The organism is Nocardia sp. NPDC005978 (assembly GCF_040614455.1).
Classification (GTDB): domain Bacteria; phylum Actinomycetota; class Actinomycetes; order Mycobacteriales; family Mycobacteriaceae; genus Nocardia.
Map to the genome: position 1 here is coordinate 11,937 of NZ_JBEXUS010000089.1, position 21,410 is coordinate 33,346.

At 71.4% G+C, this 21,410-nt stretch carries 15 protein-coding genes; 9 read left to right on the forward strand and 6 right to left on the reverse strand.

What is annotated here, in order from left to right; genetic code table 11:
• The 4 genes from ABZ319_RS30260 to ABZ319_RS30275 all read right to left on the reverse strand — a co-directional run.
• Positions 1 to 2,252: protein kinase (locus ABZ319_RS30260; protein ID WP_354989920.1), on the reverse strand; the 2,252-nt coding region annotated here is incomplete at its 3' end.
• Positions 2,249 to 4,054, reverse strand: coding sequence for a hypothetical protein (locus ABZ319_RS30265; RefSeq protein WP_354989921.1), 1,806 nt, complete (start codon positions 4,052 to 4,054; stop codon positions 2,249 to 2,251). The genes ABZ319_RS30260 and ABZ319_RS30265, both read right to left, overlap by 4 nt.
• Positions 4,051 to 4,527, reverse strand: coding sequence for a hypothetical protein (locus ABZ319_RS30270; protein ID WP_354989922.1), 477 nt, complete (start codon positions 4,525 to 4,527; stop codon positions 4,051 to 4,053). Before ABZ319_RS30270 ends, ABZ319_RS30265 begins: the two co-directional genes overlap by 4 nt.
• Before the next feature lie 1,386 nt (positions 4,528 to 5,913).
• Entirely contained in the window at positions 5,914 to 7,371 is a 1,458-nt protein-coding gene (locus tag ABZ319_RS30275; RefSeq protein WP_354989923.1) for a DHA2 family efflux MFS transporter permease subunit, read from the reverse strand.
• 555 nt (positions 7,372 to 7,926) lie between these two features.
• On the opposite strand from ABZ319_RS30275, the gene ABZ319_RS30280 reads away from it, so the two are divergent.
• The 8 genes from ABZ319_RS30280 (at position 7,927) to ABZ319_RS30315 (ending at position 18,419) form a co-directional block, all read left to right on the forward strand.
• A complete protein-coding gene (locus tag ABZ319_RS30280) occupies positions 7,927 to 8,496 on the forward strand; it encodes an NAD(P)H-dependent oxidoreductase (protein WP_354989924.1) in 570 nt (189 codons plus the stop codon).
• A 41-nt stretch (positions 8,497 to 8,537) separates the two neighbouring features.
• Complete coding sequence (locus ABZ319_RS30285) at positions 8,538 to 11,654, forward strand: AAA family ATPase (RefSeq protein ID WP_354989925.1); 3,117 nt, start codon at positions 8,538 to 8,540, stop codon at positions 11,652 to 11,654.
• Between the two features lie 87 nt (positions 11,655 to 11,741).
• Entirely contained in the window at positions 11,742 to 14,045 is a 2,304-nt protein-coding gene (locus tag ABZ319_RS30290) for an FdhF/YdeP family oxidoreductase (protein WP_354989926.1), read from the forward strand.
• The gene (gene fdhD, locus ABZ319_RS30295) at positions 14,042 to 14,863 is read left to right on the forward strand and encodes a formate dehydrogenase accessory sulfurtransferase FdhD (RefSeq protein ID WP_354989927.1); all 822 of its coding nucleotides are present in this window, start codon (positions 14,042 to 14,044) and stop codon (positions 14,861 to 14,863) included. Before ABZ319_RS30290 ends, fdhD begins: the two co-directional genes overlap by 4 nt.
• Positions 14,864 to 14,977: 114 nt before the next feature.
• Complete coding sequence (locus ABZ319_RS30300) at positions 14,978 to 15,352, forward strand: nuclear transport factor 2 family protein (protein ID WP_354989928.1); 375 nt, start codon at positions 14,978 to 14,980, stop codon at positions 15,350 to 15,352.
• A 79-nt stretch (positions 15,353 to 15,431) separates the two neighbouring features.
• Positions 15,432 to 15,995: a hypothetical protein gene (locus ABZ319_RS30305; protein WP_354989929.1), complete on the forward strand. Its 564-nt coding sequence runs from the start codon at positions 15,432 to 15,434 to the stop codon at positions 15,993 to 15,995.
• Between the two features lie 340 nt (positions 15,996 to 16,335).
• The gene (locus ABZ319_RS30310; protein WP_354989930.1) at positions 16,336 to 16,905 is read left to right on the forward strand and encodes a carboxymuconolactone decarboxylase family protein; all 570 of its coding nucleotides are present in this window, start codon (positions 16,336 to 16,338) and stop codon (positions 16,903 to 16,905) included.
• A gap of 125 nt (positions 16,906 to 17,030) precedes the next feature.
• Positions 17,031 to 18,419, forward strand: a complete 1,389-nt coding sequence (locus ABZ319_RS30315; protein WP_354989931.1) for an ATP-binding protein — start codon at positions 17,031 to 17,033, stop codon at positions 18,417 to 18,419.
• A gap of 46 nt (positions 18,420 to 18,465) precedes the next feature.
• Here ABZ319_RS30315 and ABZ319_RS30320 read toward each other — a convergent pair whose 3' ends face one another.
• Complete coding sequence (locus tag ABZ319_RS30320; RefSeq protein WP_354989932.1) at positions 18,466 to 19,374, reverse strand: DUF389 domain-containing protein; 909 nt, start codon at positions 19,372 to 19,374, stop codon at positions 18,466 to 18,468.
• A 190-nt stretch (positions 19,375 to 19,564) separates the two neighbouring features.
• Positions 19,565 to 20,785 carry a cation:proton antiporter gene (locus ABZ319_RS30325; protein WP_354989935.1) on the reverse strand — a complete coding sequence of 407 codons (1,221 nt, stop codon included), beginning with the start codon at positions 20,783 to 20,785 and terminating at the stop codon, positions 19,565 to 19,567.
• A 144-nt stretch (positions 20,786 to 20,929) separates the two neighbouring features.
• Here ABZ319_RS30325 and ABZ319_RS30330 point away from each other — a divergent pair, with 144 nt between their 5' ends.
• A complete protein-coding gene (locus tag ABZ319_RS30330) occupies positions 20,930 to 21,304 on the forward strand; it encodes an SHOCT domain-containing protein (protein WP_354989933.1) in 375 nt (124 codons plus the stop codon).
• Positions 21,305 to 21,410 lie beyond the last annotated feature (106 nt).

Genomic DNA, 21,410 nt, shown 5'->3' on the forward strand with positions numbered 1-21,410 from the left:
ACCCGATCGTCGTCCCGCCACGTGGTCGCCCCCCGCTGCTCCCGATCGTCGTCCCGCCACGTGGTCGCCCCCCGCTGCTCCCGATCGTCGTCCCGCCACGTGGTCGCCCCCCGCTGCTCCCGATCGTCGTCCCGCCGCCCCGGCCACAGCGGGGTGGCGGGCCGCACCACGGTCTCCGGCGACGACACCGGTGGCCGCTGCCGCGGCTCACCGCTTCCGGCACCGGGAATGGGCTGCGGACCGCCTCCTTGACCGGGCCGCCCGAACCCCGCGGGGTCACCGGCCTGCCGGGGATCCCAGGGCCGCCCGGTCCGCACACCCGGACCAGCTGCCCGCGGATCGGGCTGTCCCGCGGCGGGACTGAACCCCGCGGGCGGCCGGACTCGCGCGGCGCCCTGCTGCGGCGAGTGCCCCGCGGGCGACCGCGTTCCGAAACCCCCTGCCCCTGCGGCATTCGATCCACCGTGCACCGAAGGCCCCGCCGGATCGAGCCGAGTCTCCGCGTCACCGGAAGAGCCGTGCGAGAAGCCCCGCCGCGCAGGATCCTCAGCCCCGCCCGATGAATCCCCTCCGCGTGCGGCCGCCGGGTTGAGCATCGTCTCCGCAGCCGACGAACGATGCGGCGGCAGAGGTTGTTTCGGGTCGCTACGCGGTCCGCGATCGGACGGCCCCTGGCCTCGGCCAGACGCGGGCGGGTTCGGCACCGAACCGTACGGGCGAGGCGGGGTCGCGGGATTGACCGTGGTCGGCACGGCACCCGGGTCCTGCCGCAGGACCCTCGTCGGCGGTTCGCCGGGGAGACCGGCTCCCGGGGCTACACGCGGGGACGGGAACTGTGGCGCGGCACCCCGTGTCGGTTCGGACGTGACGGCGGGATTGAGCACGGTCGCCGCCGGGGGTGAATTCTGCTGGAGGGCTCTGGTTTCGGGCTCGGCGGACGGTGCGGAATCGCGGGTGCGGTCTGCCCCGGTCCCCGGGCCATAAACCGCACCGTGCGGGCCGGGCTGGGTCGCCGGATTGAGCATCGTCGGGGCCGGAGGTGAGTTGTGTTCCGGGGGGCCGATTTTCGGGCCGGCGTTCGCCCCGCCCGCGCTGGGACGGGCGCCCTGCGATCCCGCATGTGTGCCCTGCCGACCGGGACGTGCGCCCTCCGAGCTGGGGTGCGCGCCCTGCGGCCCGGAGGGAGCTCCACCCTGCCTGGGGTAGGGGCCTTGCGCACCGGGGCCGGTTACCGGCGGGGTGTGGGGGCGCGGGGGCGTCGCGGGATTGAGCAGGGTGGGCGGGGGTGCGGCGGGCAGGGTGGGTGGGCGGAGGCGGCCGCCGGTGGCCGCGGCGACGATGGTGTCCGCGCCGATCAGGGGGATGCCCACGGGGGTCAGCCAGTGGGCGCCCCAGCAGTGGGCCGCGGGCTCGGCCAGGGCTATGCCGAAGGACTCGGCGGTGTCGAAGCGGTCGGCGGGGTCGGAGGCCAGGCCCCGCATCACGGCGTCGGCGATCGGTTGCGGGACGGCGGGGGCCACGTGGGTGAGGGGGATCGGGTCGCCGTAGGCGTGGGCGAAGAGCATGGCGATGGCGTCGGTGCCGGGTGGGAACGGCAGGACGCCCGAGAGCAGCTGGTAGAGCATGGTCGCCAGGGCGTAGACGTCCGTCGAGGGGGAAAGCGACTCGCCGCGAACCTGTTCCGGCGCGATGTAGGACGGGGTGCCGACGATGTCGCCCGCCCGCGTCACCAGCGTCTCCTCCCCGCCGACGATCTTGGCGATGCCGAAGTCGGTGAGTTTTAGCGTGCCGTTGGCCGCGAACATCAGGTTCGACGGCTTCACGTCGCGGTGCAAGATACCGTGCCGGTGCGCCGCGTCCAGCCCCGCCGCGCAGGCCAGCGCCACCGCGACCGCGGCGGTGGCCTCGAAACCCGCCGTGACGAAACGATTCTCGACCGTGCCGCCGGGCAGGAACTCCAGCACGAGCAGGCACATGTCCTCGTGCTCGATGTAGTCGTAGACCGGCACCACGTGCGGATGATCCAGCGCGGCCATCACGCGCGCCTCCGCCACGAACCGCCGCCGCACCTGGGTGTCGCCGGCGAACTGCGGCGGGATCTGTTTGATCGCCACCCGCCGCGCCAGCCCCCGATGCGTGCCCGCCAGCACCACCCCGCACCCGCCGCGCCCGATCTGCCCGCCCACCTCGTACCCGGGCAGCGCCGCACGCACCCGGGCGATGTCGCCCTGCTTCAGATCCCGCACGCTCATCCGGCCACTCCGCCGGGCCGGAAGCGCTGGATGCGCGGCGAGGTGCGGATCGTGGGCTCATCGGCGGGATCGGTGGCGTTGCTCGCATCCCGCCCGACCGACTCGTCGCCGGGGCCGGCTGCGCGGGCTACACCTCGCGCGTTCGACCCGTGATCGCCGAGGTGGGCCGGGTCGCCGGCGTAGCCGTGCTGATCGCTCCGGCCGATCGTCGTCTCACCCTCGGCACCGAACGAGTCCGGCTGCACGACAGCAGGTTTACGCACGTCGAGCGGCTGTCCGACCACCTGTGTCGGCTCGTCGCCGGTATCGGGGGTGCGGCCCGCATCCCGCGCGGCCGACGCGGCGGCGTCCGGCTGCCGCTCGCTCCGGCCGACTGTCGTCTCGCCCGTTTCGTCGAACGAATCCGGCCGCACGACAGCAGGTTTCCGTGGATCGAAGGCCGCCGTGCCGGTGGGCGCTGCCGAATCCAGCTGTTCCGCAGCGGGCTTGGGGAGTACGGGTCGCGAGCTCACCACCTGCGTCGGTTCGTCGTTCGGCGCCGGTTGCCAACCCCACCGCCGGGGCGGGGCCGGTGGGCCACCGCCGGGACCCACGCCCGGTTCTGTCGACCAGGCGAGTGGGCGGGCCACGGGAGCATTGTCGAACTCGGCGGGAATCGGGCCGCCGGAGCGACCGGGCGAAGACTCCTCGGATCCACCGGGCAGCGGCCCATCGGCGAACCCCGCCTCCGTTCCCGGGGCGACACGTCCTTGCCCGCCGCCGAGCAATTCCGTCTCCCGACCGTCGTCGGCCCGGGGTCCGGAAGCGAATCCCGCTCCCACGGAGGCGAATCGCGCGTCGTACCCGCCCCCGTCATGACCGCCCGCGGCGTAACCGCGCGCGTCGTAACCGCCCGCGGCGGCCTGATTGCGGCCGAACGCGGGCGCCGAATCTCGGACTGACGCCGGCGATGAATCTCGGCCGGACACGGTCGCCGAATCTCGGCCGGACGCGTCGGCGGTGAAACCCTGGGCGTCGAGCTCGCGGGCTGCGGCCAGATCCTCCGCGTCCAATCCGAGGTAGTCGGGGCGGCGCGGGGTCGGCGAGAAGTAGCCCGCGAGAAAGAAGATCGTGGCGGTGACGCCGGCCAGGGCCAGCCACAGCGAGGTGGCCGGCACCCACCAGCGCGCGATGGAGGCGGTGAAGCCGATCATCAGCCCGAGCCCGATGCCCGGCGCGAGCACCCGCAGTCCGCGCTGCCAGCGGTTGGCCGCGAGCCGGTGCCGCGCCACGCTCAGTGCCGCGTCGGCGATCGCGAGCAGGGTCAGCACCGTCAGGATGATCCCGAACAGGCCGTACACCGATACCAGCGAGCCGCGAACGTCGACAACGGTGGGCACGGTCGCGACGGGTTCGCCGTCCGCGCCGATGACCGTGATGTCCGAGCCGATGAGTCCGGTGGCCTGCCCGCCCAGTCCGGCGGGATCGAGCCGGTAGGTGAGCTTGCCGGTCGCGCCCGCGGCCACCGTCAATTCGACCGAGGTCGAGTACGAGAAGAAGTTCAGGCCCAGCACGTGACCGGTGAGGTCCACGCGCCGCACGGTCACCGGATCCGCGGACTCGTTCGTGACCTCCACGACCACCAGCGCCACTGTCGACGGCTCCAATCGCACCGGGTCCCGGGCGTTCGCGCCCGCGATGTCCCGTCCGTCGACGGTCGCCGTGGCGCGGACCGGACCGGCCGCGACGGCGGGCGCGATCGCGAACCAGGCCGCCAGGCACAGCAGGACGGCCGCGGCGGGGGCGAGGCGAAGACTGGTCATCGGGGCCTCCGGGCGGGCAGATGGGATACCAGGCGGTGGCCGTAGAACCAGCCGCCGATGAGCAGGAAGAACAGCAGGACGGTCGCGGTCGCCGCGCCGCCCCCGACCTCGCTGACCAGCACCACGTCCAGTGCGGCCGCCAGTTTGGGGCCGCATTCGGCGGTCACGTCGTGGTGGCCGATCTCGGTGGTGCCGGTGGTCAGGGTCGTGTCGAAGCCGCCGTCGGCCCGGGCGCGGGTATCGGCGACGGCCGCGCCGCCGATCGAAACCTGCACCCGCGCACCGGGATCGCAGCCGCGCCCGGCCACGGCCACCGGCGCACCCGGCGACACCGCGGGCGGATTCAACTCCAAACCGGTGCCCGCCGGGAATACGTCATTCGATCCACCGGTGGTGGTCGGATTGCCCGCGCCCGGCTCCGGCGTGGCCGGGACCGGATCCGGTTCGGGCGTCACGCCCGGTTCGGTGGTCACGCCCGGCCCCGAATCGGGCCGCCCACCACCGGATCCGGGGTTGCCCCCGCCGCTCCCGGCGTCCACCCGGCACTGCCCGTCGGCCGGACGAGCCGACCCGTCGGGACACTTTCCCGCCGGGCAATCACCACCGGTGGGTGCGGCGGATCCGTCCGGACATGTTGTGGCGGGGCATTTGCCGCTACTCGGTTTGGCCGAACCATCGGGACACGTCGTCGCCGGGCACTCACCACTCGCCGGTTTCGTCGAACCGTCCGGACACGTCGTCGCGGGGCACTCGCCGCCGCTCGGCTTGGCCGAACCATCGGGACACGTTGTAGCCGGGCACTTACCGCTCGCCGGTTTGACCGAACCATCGGGACACGTCGTCGCCGGGCATTCCCCGCTCGCAGGTTTCGTCGAACCGTCGGGGCAGGTCGTCGCGGGGCACTCACCGCCGCTCGGTTTCGTCGAACCGTCCGGGCACGTGGTGGCGGGGCACTTGCCGCTGCGCGGCTTGGCCGAACCGTCCGGACATGTCGTCGCCGGGCACTCACCGCCGCTCGGTTTGGCCGAACCGTCCGGACATGTGGTGGCAGGGCAGATTCCGCTGTCGGGTTGCAGCGAGCCGTCGGGGCAATACTTGGGCTCCGGTTTCGTGACCGGGCAGCCGGTGGCGGGCTTCACCGTGCCGTCGGCGCAGTACTCGCCCGGTTTGCCGCAGCCACCGCTGTCGAAGCAGCGGTCGGTCCCGCCGCCCTGGGTACCCCCGCCGTCCTGTGTGCCCCCACCGTCCTGTGTGCCCCCACCGTCGTGGGTGCCGCCCCCGCATCCCGTTCCGCCGCAGTCCCCGCCCGCGACGCCGGGAGGTTCGGCCGGGGCGGGCTCGCTCGTATCGGTGACGGCCGGATCACGCTGGGCGAGCGGCATTTCGGCGAGGAACGGCGACGAAATGAGCAGGGGTGACCCGGCGAGCGTCGCGGGCAGCGCGGCGGCGGGAGCCGGATCAGCAGTCCCGAGACCGCCTGTCACGCCGATGACCAGGAGTGCGACCACGATGGCGAGGACTCGGCGTGCGTGGTTCGAAACGCGTGCGAGGCGTGCGGCTTTCACGTACCGGAAACCTGCTCCGGCGGGCGGACCGAAATATTCGCGTATGTCCATCCGGCGTAACCTCGCTGGTTCGATGGTAAGGCCCGAGAGCACGACCGCGGCGTCTTCTCACCCGGGCGTTACACACCGGTTCCCGAGCCCGAACAGCATGTGAACCCGGCAGCCGTCCGCTCGAGTCCGTGCTCATGAATCGCGAAAGACCCGGTGCGCGTTCACACACCGGGCCCGGATCTCCGCCCCCAAGTTCGGGGGGACGGCGCGGTCATCTCCACTCGGCCCGCGGTCCACGGACCGTCATCGCGCGGCGGCCTCCTCCGCTTTCCCCGCGGCGCGCCCGCGGGGCAGCAGCAGCGCCGGGAGCAACGCCAGCGTCAGAACCAGCACCGCCCAGCCGTAGGTGCTCCGGAAGGCGCCTGCCAGGGTTTCCGCGAGATCAGCGGGGTCGCCGGAAACCCTGTGCGCCAGCGTGTCCAGGCCCGCCCCGGGCACCTCGCGCACCAGCGCGTTGCTCAGCAGCACCGAGATCAGCGCCGCGCCGATCGAGGCCGCTATCTGCTGCACGATGCTGACGGCGGTGCTGGCGGCCGGGATCTGCGCGGACGGCAGCGACCTGGTGGCGGTGGTGATCGTAGGCATGATCGTCGCGCCGACGCCGATGCCCATGACCACCCCGGCCAGCGCGATCCGCCAGTATTCGGTGTCGGCGTGGATCTGCGTTGTCATGGCCGCGAATCCGGTGGCGGCCACGGTGATTCCACCGAGCACGAGCCTGCGCGGCGGCATGCGATCCACCAGCCGCCCCGCGATCTGCATGGTGATCCCGGTCGCCAGCACCTGCGGGATCCCGAGGATCCCGGCCTCGGTCGCCCCCTGCCCGCGCACCACCTGCCAGTACAGCGGCCCGAGCATCATCGAGCCGAAGTAGGCGGCGTTGAACAGCCCGAGGGTCAGCGCCGCGGAACGGAACGGCCCGTGCCGGAACAGGTCCAGGTCGATGAGCGGTCGCGGCACCCGCCGCGAGCGGATCACGAACCCCGCGATGAGCGCGACGCCGGCCGCGGTGGGCAGCAGCGCCGAGAGCGCGGTGAAGTCGCCGTGCTCACCGCCGGTGGCCACGCCGTAGATGAGCGCGGCCAGACCCGGCGACAACAGCAGCAGCCCGGGCAGATCCAGCTTCGCGGCCGGTGCGGGCGGGTCGCCGGCCAGCACGCGCCGCGCTCCCAGGAGAGCGACCGCCGCCACCGGCAGATTGATCAGGAACAGCCAGCGCCAGCTCGCCTGATCGATCAGCCAGCCGCCCAGCACCGGTCCGGCCAGCGGCCCCACCAGCACCGGAATTCCCATGAGCGCCATGGTCCGCCCCATGCGCGCCGGGTCCGCGGCCCGCATCATGATCGTCATGCCGATCGGCATGATCATGCCCCCGCCCAGCCCCTGCACGATCCGGAACCCGATGAGCGAGGGCACGTTCCACGCCAGCCCGGTCAGCAGGGAGCCGAACGCGAACAGCGCGATCGCGCCCAGGTACAGCCGCTTGGCGCCGAATCTGCCGATGGCCCAGGCGGTTACCGGGATCACCGTGGCCAGCGCGAGGGTGTAGGCGGTCGCCACCCACGCGATCGTGGCCAGCGAGGTCTCGAACGTGGTCGCCAGAATGTTGAGCGCCACGTTGACGATGGTCATGTCCAGCACCGTCATGATCGAGGCGGTGATCACCACGGCGGCAGTCGCGGCCAGACTCGCGGTGCGCACGGCAGTCGTACCGGCCGACGCAGCAGCACTCCCCGCCAACGCAGCGGTACTCCCCGCCGACACAGCAGTACTCTCCGACGACACAGCGGTGGTCCCTGCCGACTCAGCAGTACTTCCCGCCGACGCAGCAGTACTTCCCGCCGACGCAGCAGTACTTCCCGCCGGCGCAGCAGTACTTCCCGCCGACGCAGCAGTACTTCCCGCCGATGCAGCGGTACTCCCTGTCGACGCAGACGTACTCCCCACCGGCGCGGCGGTGTCGATGGTCGCGGTATGTGCCCCGCCCGGGGCGGCTTGTGCCCGAGCCACTGGGCCGCGGGTCCGGAAGGTCGTCTTCATACCGAGAACGTTAGGAATCGCCGGGTCCGGGCCGCCTCTGTCGAATGACCAGGGTGTGCCGGGCCGGGCCGCCCAGGTATCGGCCCCCGCCCGAACCAGGTACATCGACAGACCGAACCAGGTACATCGACAGAGGCGAGCGACCACCGGCCGCCCATAGCGTTCAGGACGTCACCGAGCGGCGATTCCAGCCGCCGCCGATCCCCGGAGGTCATCATGTCCAGCACTCCCCTGCGCCTGGCCGTCATCATCGGCAGCACCCGCGAAGGCCGCTTCGGCCCCACGGCCGCGCACTGGTTCGCCGGTGAATCCACCGCGCACGGCGATTTCGAGGTCGACGTGATCGACCTGGCCGAGCAGCCCCTGGACGCGGTGCTGCGCAACAACCCCGATCCCGCCATGCAGCCGCTCACCGATCGGCTCGACGCGGCGGACGCGTTCGTCATCGTCACGCCCGAGTACAACCACAGCTATCCGGCCTCGCTCAAGGTCCTCATCGACTGGCACTACACCCAGTGGCAGGCCAAGCCGGTGGGCTTCGTGTCGTACGGCGGCCTCGCCGGCGGTCTGCGCTCGGTCGAGCACCTGCGCCCGGTGTTCGCCGAGCTGCACGCGGTGACGGTGCGCGACACCGTCAGCTTCCACGGCGCGTGGGAGCGCTTCGGCCCCGACGGCGCGGCCCTGGACCCGGCCGCCGCGGCCGCCGCGAAAACCATGCTCGACCAGATCGCCTGGTGGGGTGAGGCTTTGCGCGAGGCCCGCGCCCTGCGGCCCTACGGCGCGTGATGTGTCGCGGGTCACGTATCCGAATTCGATAGTGTCGCGGGGTGTTCTACGGCCGCGCTCCCGAGCTCTCCGTCCTGGCCGGTCAACTGGCCGGGGCGGAGCGCGGGCGCGCGGGCGTGACGGTGCTGCGCGGCGAGGCGGGCGTCGGGAAATCCGAACTGCTCGAACGCGCCACGGAACTGGCCGCCGGCTTCCACGTCTTGCGCGTCACCGGCACCGAGACCGAGTCCGAATTGGCCTTCGCCGGGCTGCACCTGCTGCTCGGCCGCGCCCGCGCCGGGCTGGACCGGCTCCCCGAAGCACAGGCGCAGGCGCTGCGCGCGGCCCTGGACTCGGGTGAATCGGTTGCACCGCAACGCTTCCTGGTCGGGGTCGCGACCCTCACCCTGCTCGCCGAACTGGCCGAGGACGCTCCCCTGCTGTGCCTGATCGACGACGCCCAGTGGCTGGATCGCGCCACCCTGCGGACCCTCGAGTTCGTGGCCCGCCGCCTCGACGCCGAACGCCTGCTGCTGGTGTTCGCCGTGCGCGACGACCTCCTCCCCGAACTCGGCGAATTGCCCGCCACCACACTGACTCTCACCGGCCTGGACGCCACCGCCGCGCTGGAGCTGCTCACCGCCGCGCACGGCACGCTGCCGCCCGCCGCCACCGAATGGCTGCTGCGCGAATCCCACGGCAACCCGCTCGCACTGCGCGTGCTGCCGACCGTCCAGCGCGCCGAGAGCCGCTACGCCTCCCCGTTCCAGCACACCGCGCCCATCCCCACCCGCATCCAGCGCGCCTTCACCGACCGGATCGCCCAGCTCCCCGCCCCCACCCGCACCCTGCTGCTGGTGGCCGCCACCGACAGTTCCGGCGACACCGCCGTGATCCTGGCCGCCACCCGCCGCCTGAACACCGCCGCCGAACACCCGGCCCGCGCCCTCGACGCCGTGGCCGGCTCCGATGAACGATCGGCCCGCGCCCTCGGTGCCATGACCGACTCCGATGAGCGACCGATCGACACCGCGGTACCCGTCGGCACGGCAGCACCCACCGAAGCGCACGGGCCGAGTCCGTGGCTGCCGACTCATCCGCCCGCCCCGGTGGCTTCCACCGAGACGGATACCCCCGCCGCCGAAGCGATTTCGCACGCAACTGAGGGCTTCGCGCTCGGTACCGGAAGGCAGCGCGCGACCGGCGCCACCGAGACGGATCCGGCGCGGGCCGAAGCGGACCAGGAACGAACCGAAGCAAATCCGGCACGAACCGAAGCGGATATGGCGCGGGCCGAAACGGACCTCGCGCGGGCCGAGGCGGACCTCGCGCGGGCCGAGGCGGACCTCGCGCGGGCCGAATCCGCCGGGCTGCTGCGGTTGCGCGACGGGCGAATCACCTTCGCGCATCCGCTGATCCGGGCCGCGGCGCTGGATTCGGCACAGCCCGCACGGGTCCGCGAGGCCCATCGGGCGCTGGCGGCCGAGTTCGCCGGGCCCGGATGCGAGGACCGGTGGGCCTGGCACAGCGCGGCCGCGGCCACCGGGCCGGACGAGGCCGTGGCGCTCGCCCTGGAGGCGGCCGCCGAGCGGGCCGGGCGGCGGGGCGGGCTGAGCGAGGTCGCCGGCGCGGCCCGGCGCGCGGCCGAGCTGAGCCCGGACCCCCGCGCTCGCGGGCGGCGCCTGACCGTCGCGGCCGAGGCGCTGGTGGAGGCCGGACTGCTCACCGAGGCCGCCGCGACAGCCGACGAAGCCATGGCGCTGACCACCGATCCGGCCGCGCTCGGCGCACTCACGGCCCTGCGCGCGGAGATCGCGCTGGAGCAGGACGAGCCGCGCGAGGCCTACCGATCCTCCGGCGCCGCGGCCGGATTCGTGATCGACCGGGATCCGGCGCTGGCCGGTCACCTGCTGTTCCAGGCCGCCCGCGCGGCCTGGGGCGCGGGCGATCTGCCGGCCGTGACGCTGACGGCCGAGCGCGCCGAGGCGCTCGCGGTGCCCAACGCCGCCCGGGTGCGCGCCCTCGCCGATCTGGTCGCGGTCCTCAATCCGGGCGCGCAGCGCGCCGAAGGCATTGCCGCACTGCGCTTCCTGCTCGACACCGTCGATCCCGACCAGCTCGCCGAGCGGGTGCAGATGGCGCACTGGCACGTGCTGTTCGCCGACCCCGCGGCCGCCCGGGACATCGCCGCCGCCCTGGCCGCCGACTGCCGCCGGCGCGGCGCGATCGGGGTGCTTACGCACGCGCTGCGCTGGCAGGCCCGCACCGAACTGCTCCTGGGCCACCCCACCGCGGCCTGCACCGCCGCCAACGAGGGCCTGCGCCTGGCCCGGGAAACCGGTCAGCGCGCCATCGAGGTCTACCAGTCCGCCACCCTGGCCCTGCTCGCGGCGATCCGCGGCGACGAACAGGCCTGTCACGAGTACGCCGCCGCACCGCTCGCCCGCGACATCGCGCCCAGCAGCGTGCACGCGGCCGCGGCGTTGAGCCTGCTCGACCTGGGGCTGGGCCGCCCCGATGCGGCCGTGGACCGGCTCACCGCCCTGCTCGCGGGCGCGAACCGGCACGGCGCCATCGCCAGCATCCCCGACCTGGTCGAAGCCGCGCACCGCACGGACCGGCTCGAGCAGGCCCGCGCACCGTACGCCTGGTACCGCGAATGGTCCGATCACATCGATCAGCCCTGGATACAGGCGATTTCGCTGCGCTGCGCCGCCCTGCTGGCGGCCGACGACGCGGCCGAACCGCATTTCACCGCGGCGCTGGCGGCCCATCGGCGGGACACCGAGTTCGCCTTCGATCGCGCCCGCACCGAACTGCTCTACGGCGAATGGCTGCGCCGCAGGCAGCGCCGCGCCGACGCCCGCGGCCCGCTGCGCACCGCCGCGGAGACCTTCCGCCACCTCGGGGCGCTGTCCTGGGCCGAGCGCGCGGAAACCGAACTCCGGGCCACCGGCGAAACCCGCGCCACCGAATCCGGCGGCGACCTGCTCACCCGCCTCACCCCGCAGGAGCTGCAGACCGCACAGCTGGCCGCGACCGGCCTGTCCAACAAGGACATTGCCGCACAGCTGTTCCTGAGCCCGCGCACCGTCGGCTATCACCTGTCCAACGCCTATCCGAAACTCGGGCTCACCTCCCGGCACGAACTCGCGGCCGTCTTCGCCGGACACACGTGATCTCGGCCGGGACCGCCCGGGCGGCCCGGCATACGATGCGTAGGACCTGACCGGTCCATCGCCGTGCCGCAGAGGAGAATGGTCGCCATGCATCGTGCCGCGCCGAAAAAGGACATCGATGAGGCCGCGCTGACCGTCACACCGCCGAAAACCGAGGCCGCGGGCTTCCCGGCGGTGGCGATCGCGCTCGAGCACGCGGTCGAGGAAATGGGCGTGGTGCGCACCGCGCGCACGCTGGCCAGGGTCAATCAGCGACACGGTTTCGACTGCCCCGGCTGTGCCTGGCCCGAGCCGACGGGCCGCCGCCGCCCCGCGGAGTTCTGCGAGAACGGGGCCAAGGCCGTCGCCGAGGAGGCGACGCTGCGCACCGTCACCCCGGAGTTCTTCGCCGCGCATTCGATCGCGGAGCTGTCCGGCAAGTCGGGCTACTGGCTCGGCCAGCAGGGCCGGCTCACGCATCCAATGGTGTTGCGCCCCGGCGACACCCACTATTCGCCGATCGCCTGGGACGAGGCGTACCGCATCGTCGCCGACGCGCTGAACGGCCTCGATTCCCCCGACGAGGCGGTGTTCTACACCTCGGGCCGCACGGCCAACGAGACCGCGTTCCTGTACCAGCTGCTGGTGCGCAGCTTCGGCACCAACAATCTGCCCGACTGCTCGAACATGTGCCACGAGTCCTCGGGCACCGCCCTGACCGCGTCGATCGGCATCGGCAAGGGCTCGGTCACGATCGACGACTTCAAGAAGGCCGATCTGATCATCGTGGCGGGCCAGAACCCCGGCACGAACCATCCGCGCATGCTCTCGGCGCTCGGCGAGGCGAAAGCCCACGGCGCCAAGGTGATCGCGGTCAATCCGCTGCCCGAGACCGGGCTGATCGGCTTCCGCGACCCGCAGACGGTCAGGGGACTGGCCGGCGGCATCACCATCGCCGACGACTTCCTGCAGATTCGCCTCGGCGGCGACATGGCGCTGTTCCAGGGCCTGGGCAAACTGCTGTTCGAGGCCGAGGACCGCGCCCCGGGCACGGTGGTCGACCGGGCCTTCGTCGACGCACACACCGCCGGCTACGCCGACTACGAAAAGCACATGCGCGCGGTCGATCTCGGCGTCGTCGAGCAGGCCACCGGCCTGAGCCGCGCCGACCTCGACCGCACCGCGGCATTGCTGGCCGAATCCAAGGCCGTCATCATCTGCTGGGCCATGGGCCTGACCCAGCAGGTGCACGGCGTCGCCACCATCGAGGAGGCCACCAACCTGCTCCTGCTGCGCGGCATGATCGGCAAGCCCGGCGCGGGCGTATGCCCGGTGCGCGGGCATTCCAACGTGCAGGGCGACCGCACCATGGGCATCTGGGAGAAGATGCCCGACGCCTTCCTGGACGCCCTGGACGCGCGCTTCGGCATCGAGAGCCCGCGCGAACACGGCTGGGACACCGTCAACGCGATCCGCGCCATGCGCGACGGGCGCGGCCGCGTCTTCTTCGGCATGGGCGGCAATTTCGTCTCCGCCACACCGGATACCGAGGTCACCGAGGCCGCGCTGCGCAATTGCGAACTCACCGTGCAGGTCTCGACCAAGCTCAATCGCAGCCACCTGGTGCACGGGCGAACCGCGCTCATCCTGCCCACCCTGGGCCGCACCGACGAGGACGTGCAGGCCGGTGGGCGACAGCAGGTTTCGGTCGAGGACTCGATGTCGATGGTGCACCTGTCCACCGGCCGCCTGACCCCGGTGAGCGCCGAGCTGCGCAGCGAGGTCGCCATCGTCTGCGAACTCGCCGGGGCGCTGTTCGGGCCGGACCACCCGGTGCCGTGGGCACGGTTCCAGCGCGACTACGACACCATTCGCGACGCCATCGCCGCGGTGGTGCCCGGTTGCGCGGACTACAACGCGAAGGTGCGGGGCCGCAACGGATTCCAGCTGCCGCATCCGCCGCGCGACGCCCGCGAGTTCCGGACCGACACCGGCAAGGCCAATTTCGCGGCCAACGAACTGCACTGGCTGCCGGTGCCCGAGGGCAGGCTGATCCTGCAGACCCTGCGCAGCCACGACCAGTACAACACCACCATCTACGGCCTGGACGACCGCTACCGGGGCATCCACAACGGCCGCCGCGTGGTGCTCGTGCACCCGGAGGACATCGCCCGATTCGGTTTCGCCGAAGACGATCTCGTCGACGTGATCTCCGAATGGAGCGACGGCACCGAACGCCGCGTCGAGGGCTTCCGCCTGGTCGGTTATGCCACCCCGCGCGGCAACGCCGCCGCCTACTACCCCGAGACAAACCCGCTGGTCCCCCTCGACCATGTGGCCCGGCGCTCCAATACCCCTGTCTCCAAGGGCGTCACCGTCCGCCTCGAACGCCATACCCACAGGACATCGTGAGCCGAGTAACCGCCCGCCGCCGCACCCTGCGCATCTCCCCCACCGGAACCGTCGACCGCCCGGACACCCTGGCGGTCGAGGAACCCCTGGAGATCCGCACCGGCGGCCAGGCACTGACAGTCACCATGCGCACCCCCGGCGCGGACATCGACCTGATCCACGGGTTCCTGTTCAGCGAGGGCATCATCGAATCCGCGCGGGACATTCGGACCGCCCGCTACTGCGCGGGCACCGACGAGAACGGCCGGAACACGTACAACGTGCTGGACGTGCAGTTCAGCGACCCGCGCCCGGCAGCGGCGGTCAAGCCCCGCAATTTCCTCACCAACAGCGCCTGCGGGCTCTGCGGCAAGACCGCTCTCGACGAGGTCCGCACCCGCACCCGTTTTCCGCTGCCCGAGCACGGGCCGCTGGTCGACACCGCCACGCTGGCCACGCTGCCCACCCAACTGCGTTCCGGCCAGGCGCTTTTCGACGCCACCGGCGGGCTGCACGGCGCGGCCCTGTTCACCGCCGACGGCACCCTGCTCGCGGTGCGCGAGGACATCGGCAGGCACAACGCGGTGGACAAGCTCATCGGCTGGGCACTGCGCGAATCCCGCATCCCGGCACACGATCTGCTGCTCATGGTGAGCGGGCGGGCCTCGTTCGAACTGGTTCAGAAAGCCGTCATGGCCGGCATCCCGCTGTTGGGCGCGGTGTCGGCCCCGAGCTCGCTCGCGGTGGACCTGGCCGCCGAGGCCGGGCTCACCCTGGTCGGGTTCCTGCGCGGGGAATCGATGAACGTCTACGCGGGCGCACAGCGCGTCCGGCACTGAGATCCGCGCCGGTCACCGGGACCGTCCCGGAGAGTGAATCTCCCGGGCCGGATCGGGGCCCGCAGCTGCTACGCTCCGAAGTGGAACACGTTTCACTTTTACCCGGGAGAATCCATGGCGGCGCAGCCTCGCGATGTTATCGAGCAGTATGTGAAATTGGTGGCCGCGGGCGCCACCGATGAAATCGTGGCGCTCTACGCCGAGGACGCCACGGTCGAGGACCCGATCGGGACCCCGACCCGGGTCGGGCACGCCGCGATCCGCGAGCTGTACGCCGCGCTCGAGCACGCTCAGAACAAGGAAACCGAACTGCACGCGGTGAAGGTCAACGGCAATCACGCCTCGGCCTACTTCACCCTGGTGAGCTACTTCGGCGATCAGCGCATGACGCTGACCCCGATCGACATCATGGAGTTCGACGACGCGGGCAAGATCACCAAGATGCGGGCCTACTGGGGCCCGGAGGACATGGTCATGGAGAAGGTCTGACCGCCTGACCCTTGCTCCCGTCCGGCCGCCGAATTACCGTTGCACCACCTGGTGATTCGGCGGCGGAGGGGAAGAGTCGATGCGAATCTCGTTGCACGGCACGGGCGACGGACTACGGGTGCGCATGCGCCTGGACGTGAACCGCCGGCGCTGGCTCGCGGTGCAGATCATCCTCGGCGTGCTGCTGGCCGTGGCCCTGTTCACCGGACTCTGGGCCACGTTCGCACCACACTCGTTCTACACGAGCTTCCCGGGCTTCGGCATGCGCTGGGTGCAGCCGGACGGGCCCTACAACCATCATCTGACCGGCGACGTCGGGGCGTTCTTCCTGGCGCTGGGCGCGGTCACCGCCGCGGCCCTGTGGTTCCTGGACAGCCTGCTGGCCCGGGTCGCGGGCCTGGCCTGGCTGGTCTTCGGCGTCCCGCACCTGATCTATCACGCATTCCACAAGCCAGAGGCCATGGGCGGGGTCAGCTTCACCCTGAGCCTGCTGAGCGTGCTGCTGCTGCCCGCACTCGGCGCGGCCCTGATCCTGGTGGCCCCGCGCGAGCGCACCCGGGTGCCCGAGCCCAACGATCTCACCTTCCGTTTCCCCCGGCGCGGCAAGTCCGCCCGCGGCCTGGGAAATCGCCCGCCGCGATGAATTCCGGGCCCGCGCGCCGTCGTAACAGGTGTGGTGAACACACCGAATTACGGGTAACGGAGTAAAGGTTCAACGGCGAACCCGGGGAGTCAACGAGGACTCCCGATCAGGGCGCGACCGGCCCCCGGCCGATCGTCACCGGCTCCCGATTGCGACATAGCCGAATAACGACGAGTTCGCGTTGCCCCGGCCGGCCGACCACGCACGGCCCGGCAGGGCCGGGACAGCGCACACAGCAGGTGAATCATCCTGTGACGCAGCGCATACCGCGCCCCCGTCACGTCTCGCGGGGCCGCCTCGTCCAAGGGGTAGCAGCATCCTCGGATTCGTAGGAGACCCCATGAGCGCCACCCGCCTCCCCGCCGTCGCCCCGCAGCAGGCCGGACCGCTGATCCGCCTCGCGTACCGGTACATGAAGCGGCGTTTCGGCACGGTTCCCGAGCCCTTCGCCGTCACCGCCAACCATCCCCGCCTGTTCCTGGCCGCCTCGATGCACGAGGGCATGGTCGAACGCGCGTCGACCGTCCTGCCGCACAGCGTGCGCGAGATAGCGGTCTTCTACGTGGCTCGCACGGTCGGGTGCTCCTGGTGCGTCGACTTCGGCACGATGCTCAGCCGTCTCTCCGGCCTCGACATCGACCGCCTGCGCCACATCGACGACTACGCCACCTCCCCCGCCTACAGCGCCGACGAACGAGCCGCCGTCGCCTACGCGGCGGCCATGACCGCCACCCCGCCGACCGTCACCGATGAGCAGGTCACCGACCTGAAGCGGCGCTTCGGCGCGGAGGGGCTCATGGAACTGACCTATCAGATCGGCCTGGAGAACTCGCGGGCCCGGAGTTACTTCGCGCTCGGCATCACCGATCAGGGCTTCAGCCAGGACGCCTGCCGGGTGCCCTGGGCCTGAGCCCCGGCGCGAAACCGGGCCGGCGGTGATCGGCGCGATCATCGCCGGCCGGGCCGCTCACGGAGCGAGCCGGGCCACCGGACAGAGATAGCTGTCGATTCGCTGACTGTGCGAGTATCGAGGGCATGCCCGCCGATATCACCATCGCCTCCGCCCTGTCCGCGCGCTCCGACGACGGGCGATCCTTCGTTGTCGGGGACGCGTCCGACAGCGCTTTCGTCGCCGGATCGCTGGTGGTGATAGTCAGCGCCGAGCGCAGGCAGCTGGCGCTCATCGAGGAACGCTCGGAGACCACTCCCGTGCGACTGCGCGGCCGCCTCGTCGGCGAACTGACCGACGAGGGCATCGACACCCGCTCCAGCCATTCTTTCGCTACCGGAAGTGTGGAGGGCGCCGACACCGCGACCGTGCAGGCCCTGCACGACACCACCGGGGCCATGCTCGAGGTCGGGGTGAACCTGACCCAGCCGGGCGGGCCCGCCCGGCTGCTGCCGCAGCGCTTCAACCGGCACACCTTCTGGTGCGGGCAGAGCGGGTCGGGCAAGACCTACGCCCTGGGCGTCGTACTGGAACAGCTCATCGCGCACACCGCGCTGCCGGTGGTCATCTTCGATCCGAACTCGGACTTCGTGCGCCTGGGCGAGGTCGACCCGGCCGCGACCGGGCCGACCGCGAACGCCCTGCGCGAGCGGGACATTCGTGTCCTGCGGCCCAACGCCGCACCCGGCGCGCGGCTGCGCGCGCGTTTCCTGGACCTGCCGCTGACCTCCAAAGCCGCCATCCTGCAGATAGATCCGATCATCGATCGCGAGGAGTTCAACGAACTCATCCATCTGCGCACGGTCATGGAATCCGGGGAGCTGTTCGAGGTGCGCCCGCGACTGCTGGCCTCGGACAATCCCGCGCAGCGCAGGCTCGGGCAGCGCGTGGAGAATCTCGGCCTGCTGGACTGGGAGGTGTGGGCGCTGGGCGACGCGCCGGTCACCGACGTGGTGGCGGAGCGCCCCGACGTGGCCGTTCTCGATCTCGGCGGATTCTCCACGCCCGAACAGCAATTGGTCATCGCGCTCGCCCTGCTCGACGACCTCTGGGCGCGCCGCGAGGAACGCCGCCCGGTCCTGCTGGTCATCGACGAGGCGCACAACCTCGCCTCCCCGCGCCTGGACTCCCCCATCGCGATCGCGGTGCGCGAGCGCCTCATCCAAATCGCCGCCGAGGGCCGCAAATTCGGCCTCTGGCTGCTGCTCTCGACCCAGCGCCCCTCGAAGGTGCACCCCGGCATCCTGTCCCAGTGCGACAACCTCGCCCTGATGAAGATGACCTCGCCGACCGACCTGGCCGAGCTCGGCACCTACTTCGGCTACGCACCCTCCGCCCTGCTCGACCGCTCCCCCTGGTTCCGCCAGGGCGAGGCCCTCTTCGCGGGCGGCTTCGCACCGGCCCCATCGCTGGTGAAGGTCCGCGCGCGCCTGACCCGCGAGGGCGGCAGCGACGTCGGCGTACCCATGCGCTGACCGCGGTCGTCGTCACTGTGCCCGGCCCCGGACAGCCGAAATCCGATCAGCCCGCCGCGCGAGGCCGCAGCAAAAGCACGATGACCCCCGCCAGCACGATGCCGATCAGATTCACCGCGAGCTGACCCAGCGAGCTGGCCGCGACATGCCATTTGCCCGCGATCGAGGCGACCACCGCCAGCCCGGCGGCGGGGACGGTGGTGACCGAGATGAAGACCCCGACCAGCACCGCCGAGCTGGAGGTCACCATCGCGAGCATGCCGGCCGCGCCCGCGAGCAGCGCCACCACCAGCGAGAACGGACCGACCTCGTAGATGAAGTCGAAACCCCGGGCATTGGCCACATCCCCGTTGCCGAGCCAGCCCAGGCGAATCCAGAGCAGGGTGGACAGCGCGGTGATCGCCATGGCGGCCGGGAACGAGATGGCCAGGGTGGCGAGCGAACGCCGGACGAGCCGCCGGTCGTGGCGCACCAGACCCACCGACAGCGCTGCGAGGGGCCGGAATTCGGGTCCGACCACCATCGCGCCCACCAGGGTGATGGGTGAGGCGGTGGTGACCCCGACGGCCGAGAGCAGGAACGCGATGCTCAGGAACGCCAGGAACGTCGGGGTCAACCGGGAACCCTCGCGCACCTGACTCAGCAGCTGCTCCCACACCACGACCTGATCGGGCCGCCCGGGTGCTCCGGCCCTCGCCCGCTCGCCCGCCGCCGAGAGCACGGTCCCGGTGGGCACGAAGGTGATGCTCCCGCTTCGGTCCACGCCGAGCGCCCGCAGCGCGGCGAGCATCTCGTTGGCCGAGGCCCGGGCCACGTCGGCCTGGATCAGATCGCCGCGGGGTTCGACCGCGGCCCCGCGGTCGAGGGTGAGGTGGGTGGTTCCGGGGTCCTCCGCCAGCAGCGCCATGGCCCGTTCGGTCACCTCGCCCGGACAGATCACCCGCAGATGCAGCACCCGAACTCCTCTCCGCCCGGCAGCGCGGCCGGCACCGGCCTCCGATACGACGCGATAGTTACCCCGGTCGATGGGTTCGCGGGGCACGGATCCGACCGCCACATCGCGCCCGGATAGGGTGCGGCGACGGGCGGCCGACGGGCACTGCGGCGTGCACGCGGTCCGGACAGGGATCGCCCGGTGGAACAGCTCACGCGCCCAGCGCTTTCGGCGCGCCGGTCTCGCGCCCCAGCAGCCGGGCCAGCAGGGGAAAGAGCAGGACGGTCGTAGCGCCCGCCGCCACCAAGGTGGACGCCAGATCCTGCGGCATCAGCCCGCTACTCGTCGCGACGTTGGTGACCGCGACGATGATGGGCAGACCGGTAGCGGCGTACAGGGCCAGCTGCACGCGCTCGCGCCGGTCGGCGAGGTTCGCGCCGTGCTGGATGAAACGCTCGCTCAACAGGACCGGAACACCCCGCGCCACCGCGATCGAGAGCACGAACAGTCCCCACAGCAGCGGCTCCCCGGCCACCGCGCCGATATCGATGCCCATCCCGGAGACGACGAAGAAGATCGGGATCAGCACCCCGTAACCGATGGTCTCGAGCGAGGATTCGACCTGCGGATGCCCGGCCGCGACCAGTCTGCGCAGGATCAGCCCGGCCGCGAAGGCGCCCAGCACCACATCCAGGTCGGACACCTCCGCGATGGTCATCAGCACGATCAGCAGCAGGAAGACCCCGCGTACGGGCAGCTGCTCGGTGCTGTTCGACTCGCCGAGCAGCCGGCCGAAACTCGGCACCCGGTCCAGCATGTGCTGCGGCACCAGGCCGATGAAAGCCGCTGCCAGCAGGAACAATACGAGCGTCACCAGGGCCGCGCCCACGCTGCGACTGGTGAGCAGCACCGACATCGCCAGCACCGGCGCCAGCTCACCGACCGCGCCGTGCGCCAGCACCGCGCGCCCCAGCGGTTTGTCCAGCAGCCCATCCTGTTTCACGATCGGCAGCAGGGTGCCGAGCGCCGTGGAGGTCATGGCGATGGCGACCGCGATCCGCGCGGTGATGTCGGCGTCCGCCGCCCACGCGGTCACCAGCGCGATGGCCACGACCGCGCTGACGCACCACGTGAACCACGCGGTGCGCCCCGAGCGCCCGCCCAGCAGCTTCGGATCGAGTTCGTACCCGGCCAGCAGGAAGAGCATCCCGAGCCCGAGTTCGCTGAGCAGGTCGACCCCGCCCGCGGTCCCCGCCCAGCCCAGCGCGTGCGGCCCGGTCGCCACCCCGGCCAGCAGCAACAGCACCACGGCCGGCACCACCCCGCGCAGCAGCCGCGACACCAGCGGCGCGAGCACGGCGGCCAGGGCGATCCAGAACAGCGACACCATGGGCTCGGGCTGCACATTTGGCAACCCATCAGCAAGCACCATCATCCGGCAATCGTGTCACGCAAAACGGGTCCGGCGACGCTCAAACTCGCAGCGAAGACCCCTTACATCGACCCGATGCACATGTTTCAATCAAACGACCAGTCACGTAGCCATGAATTAACCAACTAGATAGGGACTCACGTCATGGATTTCTGGGACGTCTTCTGGCTCATCCTCACCACGTTCGCCTTCGTGGCCTACCTGATCCTGCTGTTCATGATCATCACCGACCTCTTCCGGGATCACGAGACCTCCGGCTGGGTCAAGGCGGTGTGGGTCGTCTTCCTGTTCTTCCTTCCCCTGCTCACCGCACTGGTCTATCTGATCGCGCGCGGCAACGGCATGGCCGCCCGCTCGGCCACCGCCGCCAAACAGTTCCAGGACGCGGAGACCAAATACATCCGGGAGACAGCGGGCACCAATCCCGCCTCTCAGATCGCCGACGCGAAGAAGCTCCTCGACGAGGGCACCATCTCCGCCACCGAGTTCGAGGCGCTCAAGGCCAAAGCGCTGTCCTGAGAATCTCTTTCACGCCGAATGCCCGCACCGCGCACGGTGCGGGCATTCGCATTTCCCGGGGCGCGCCGAGGCTGACAGGACGACGGCGGCCCCGCGAGGCATTCTC

Bases quoted from the DNA above. Each gene is read 5' to 3' on its own strand.
- ABZ319_RS30315 (WP_354989931.1), top strand. From the start codon at position 17,031: ATGCCCGCCGATATCACCATCGCCTCCGCCCTGTCCGCGCGCTCCGAC.
- ABZ319_RS30325 (WP_354989935.1), bottom strand. From the start codon at position 20,785: ATGGTGCTTGCTGATGGGTTGCCAAATGTGCAGCCCGAGCCCATGGTG.
- ABZ319_RS30300 (WP_354989928.1), top strand. From the start codon at position 14,978: ATGGCGGCGCAGCCTCGCGATGTTATCGAGCAGTATGTGAAATTGGTG.
- ABZ319_RS30310 (WP_354989930.1), top strand. From the start codon at position 16,336: ATGAGCGCCACCCGCCTCCCCGCCGTCGCCCCGCAGCAGGCCGGACCG.
- ABZ319_RS30265 (WP_354989921.1), bottom strand. From the start codon at position 4,054: ATGACCAGTCTTCGCCTCGCCCCCGCCGCGGCCGTCCTGCTGTGCCTG.
- ABZ319_RS30280 (WP_354989924.1), top strand. From the start codon at position 7,927: ATGTCCAGCACTCCCCTGCGCCTGGCCGTCATCATCGGCAGCACCCGC.
- ABZ319_RS30330 (WP_354989933.1), top strand. From the start codon at position 20,930: ATGGATTTCTGGGACGTCTTCTGGCTCATCCTCACCACGTTCGCCTTC.
- ABZ319_RS30290 (WP_354989926.1), top strand. From the start codon at position 11,742: ATGCATCGTGCCGCGCCGAAAAAGGACATCGATGAGGCCGCGCTGACC.
- ABZ319_RS30305 (WP_354989929.1), top strand. From the start codon at position 15,432: ATGCGAATCTCGTTGCACGGCACGGGCGACGGACTACGGGTGCGCATG.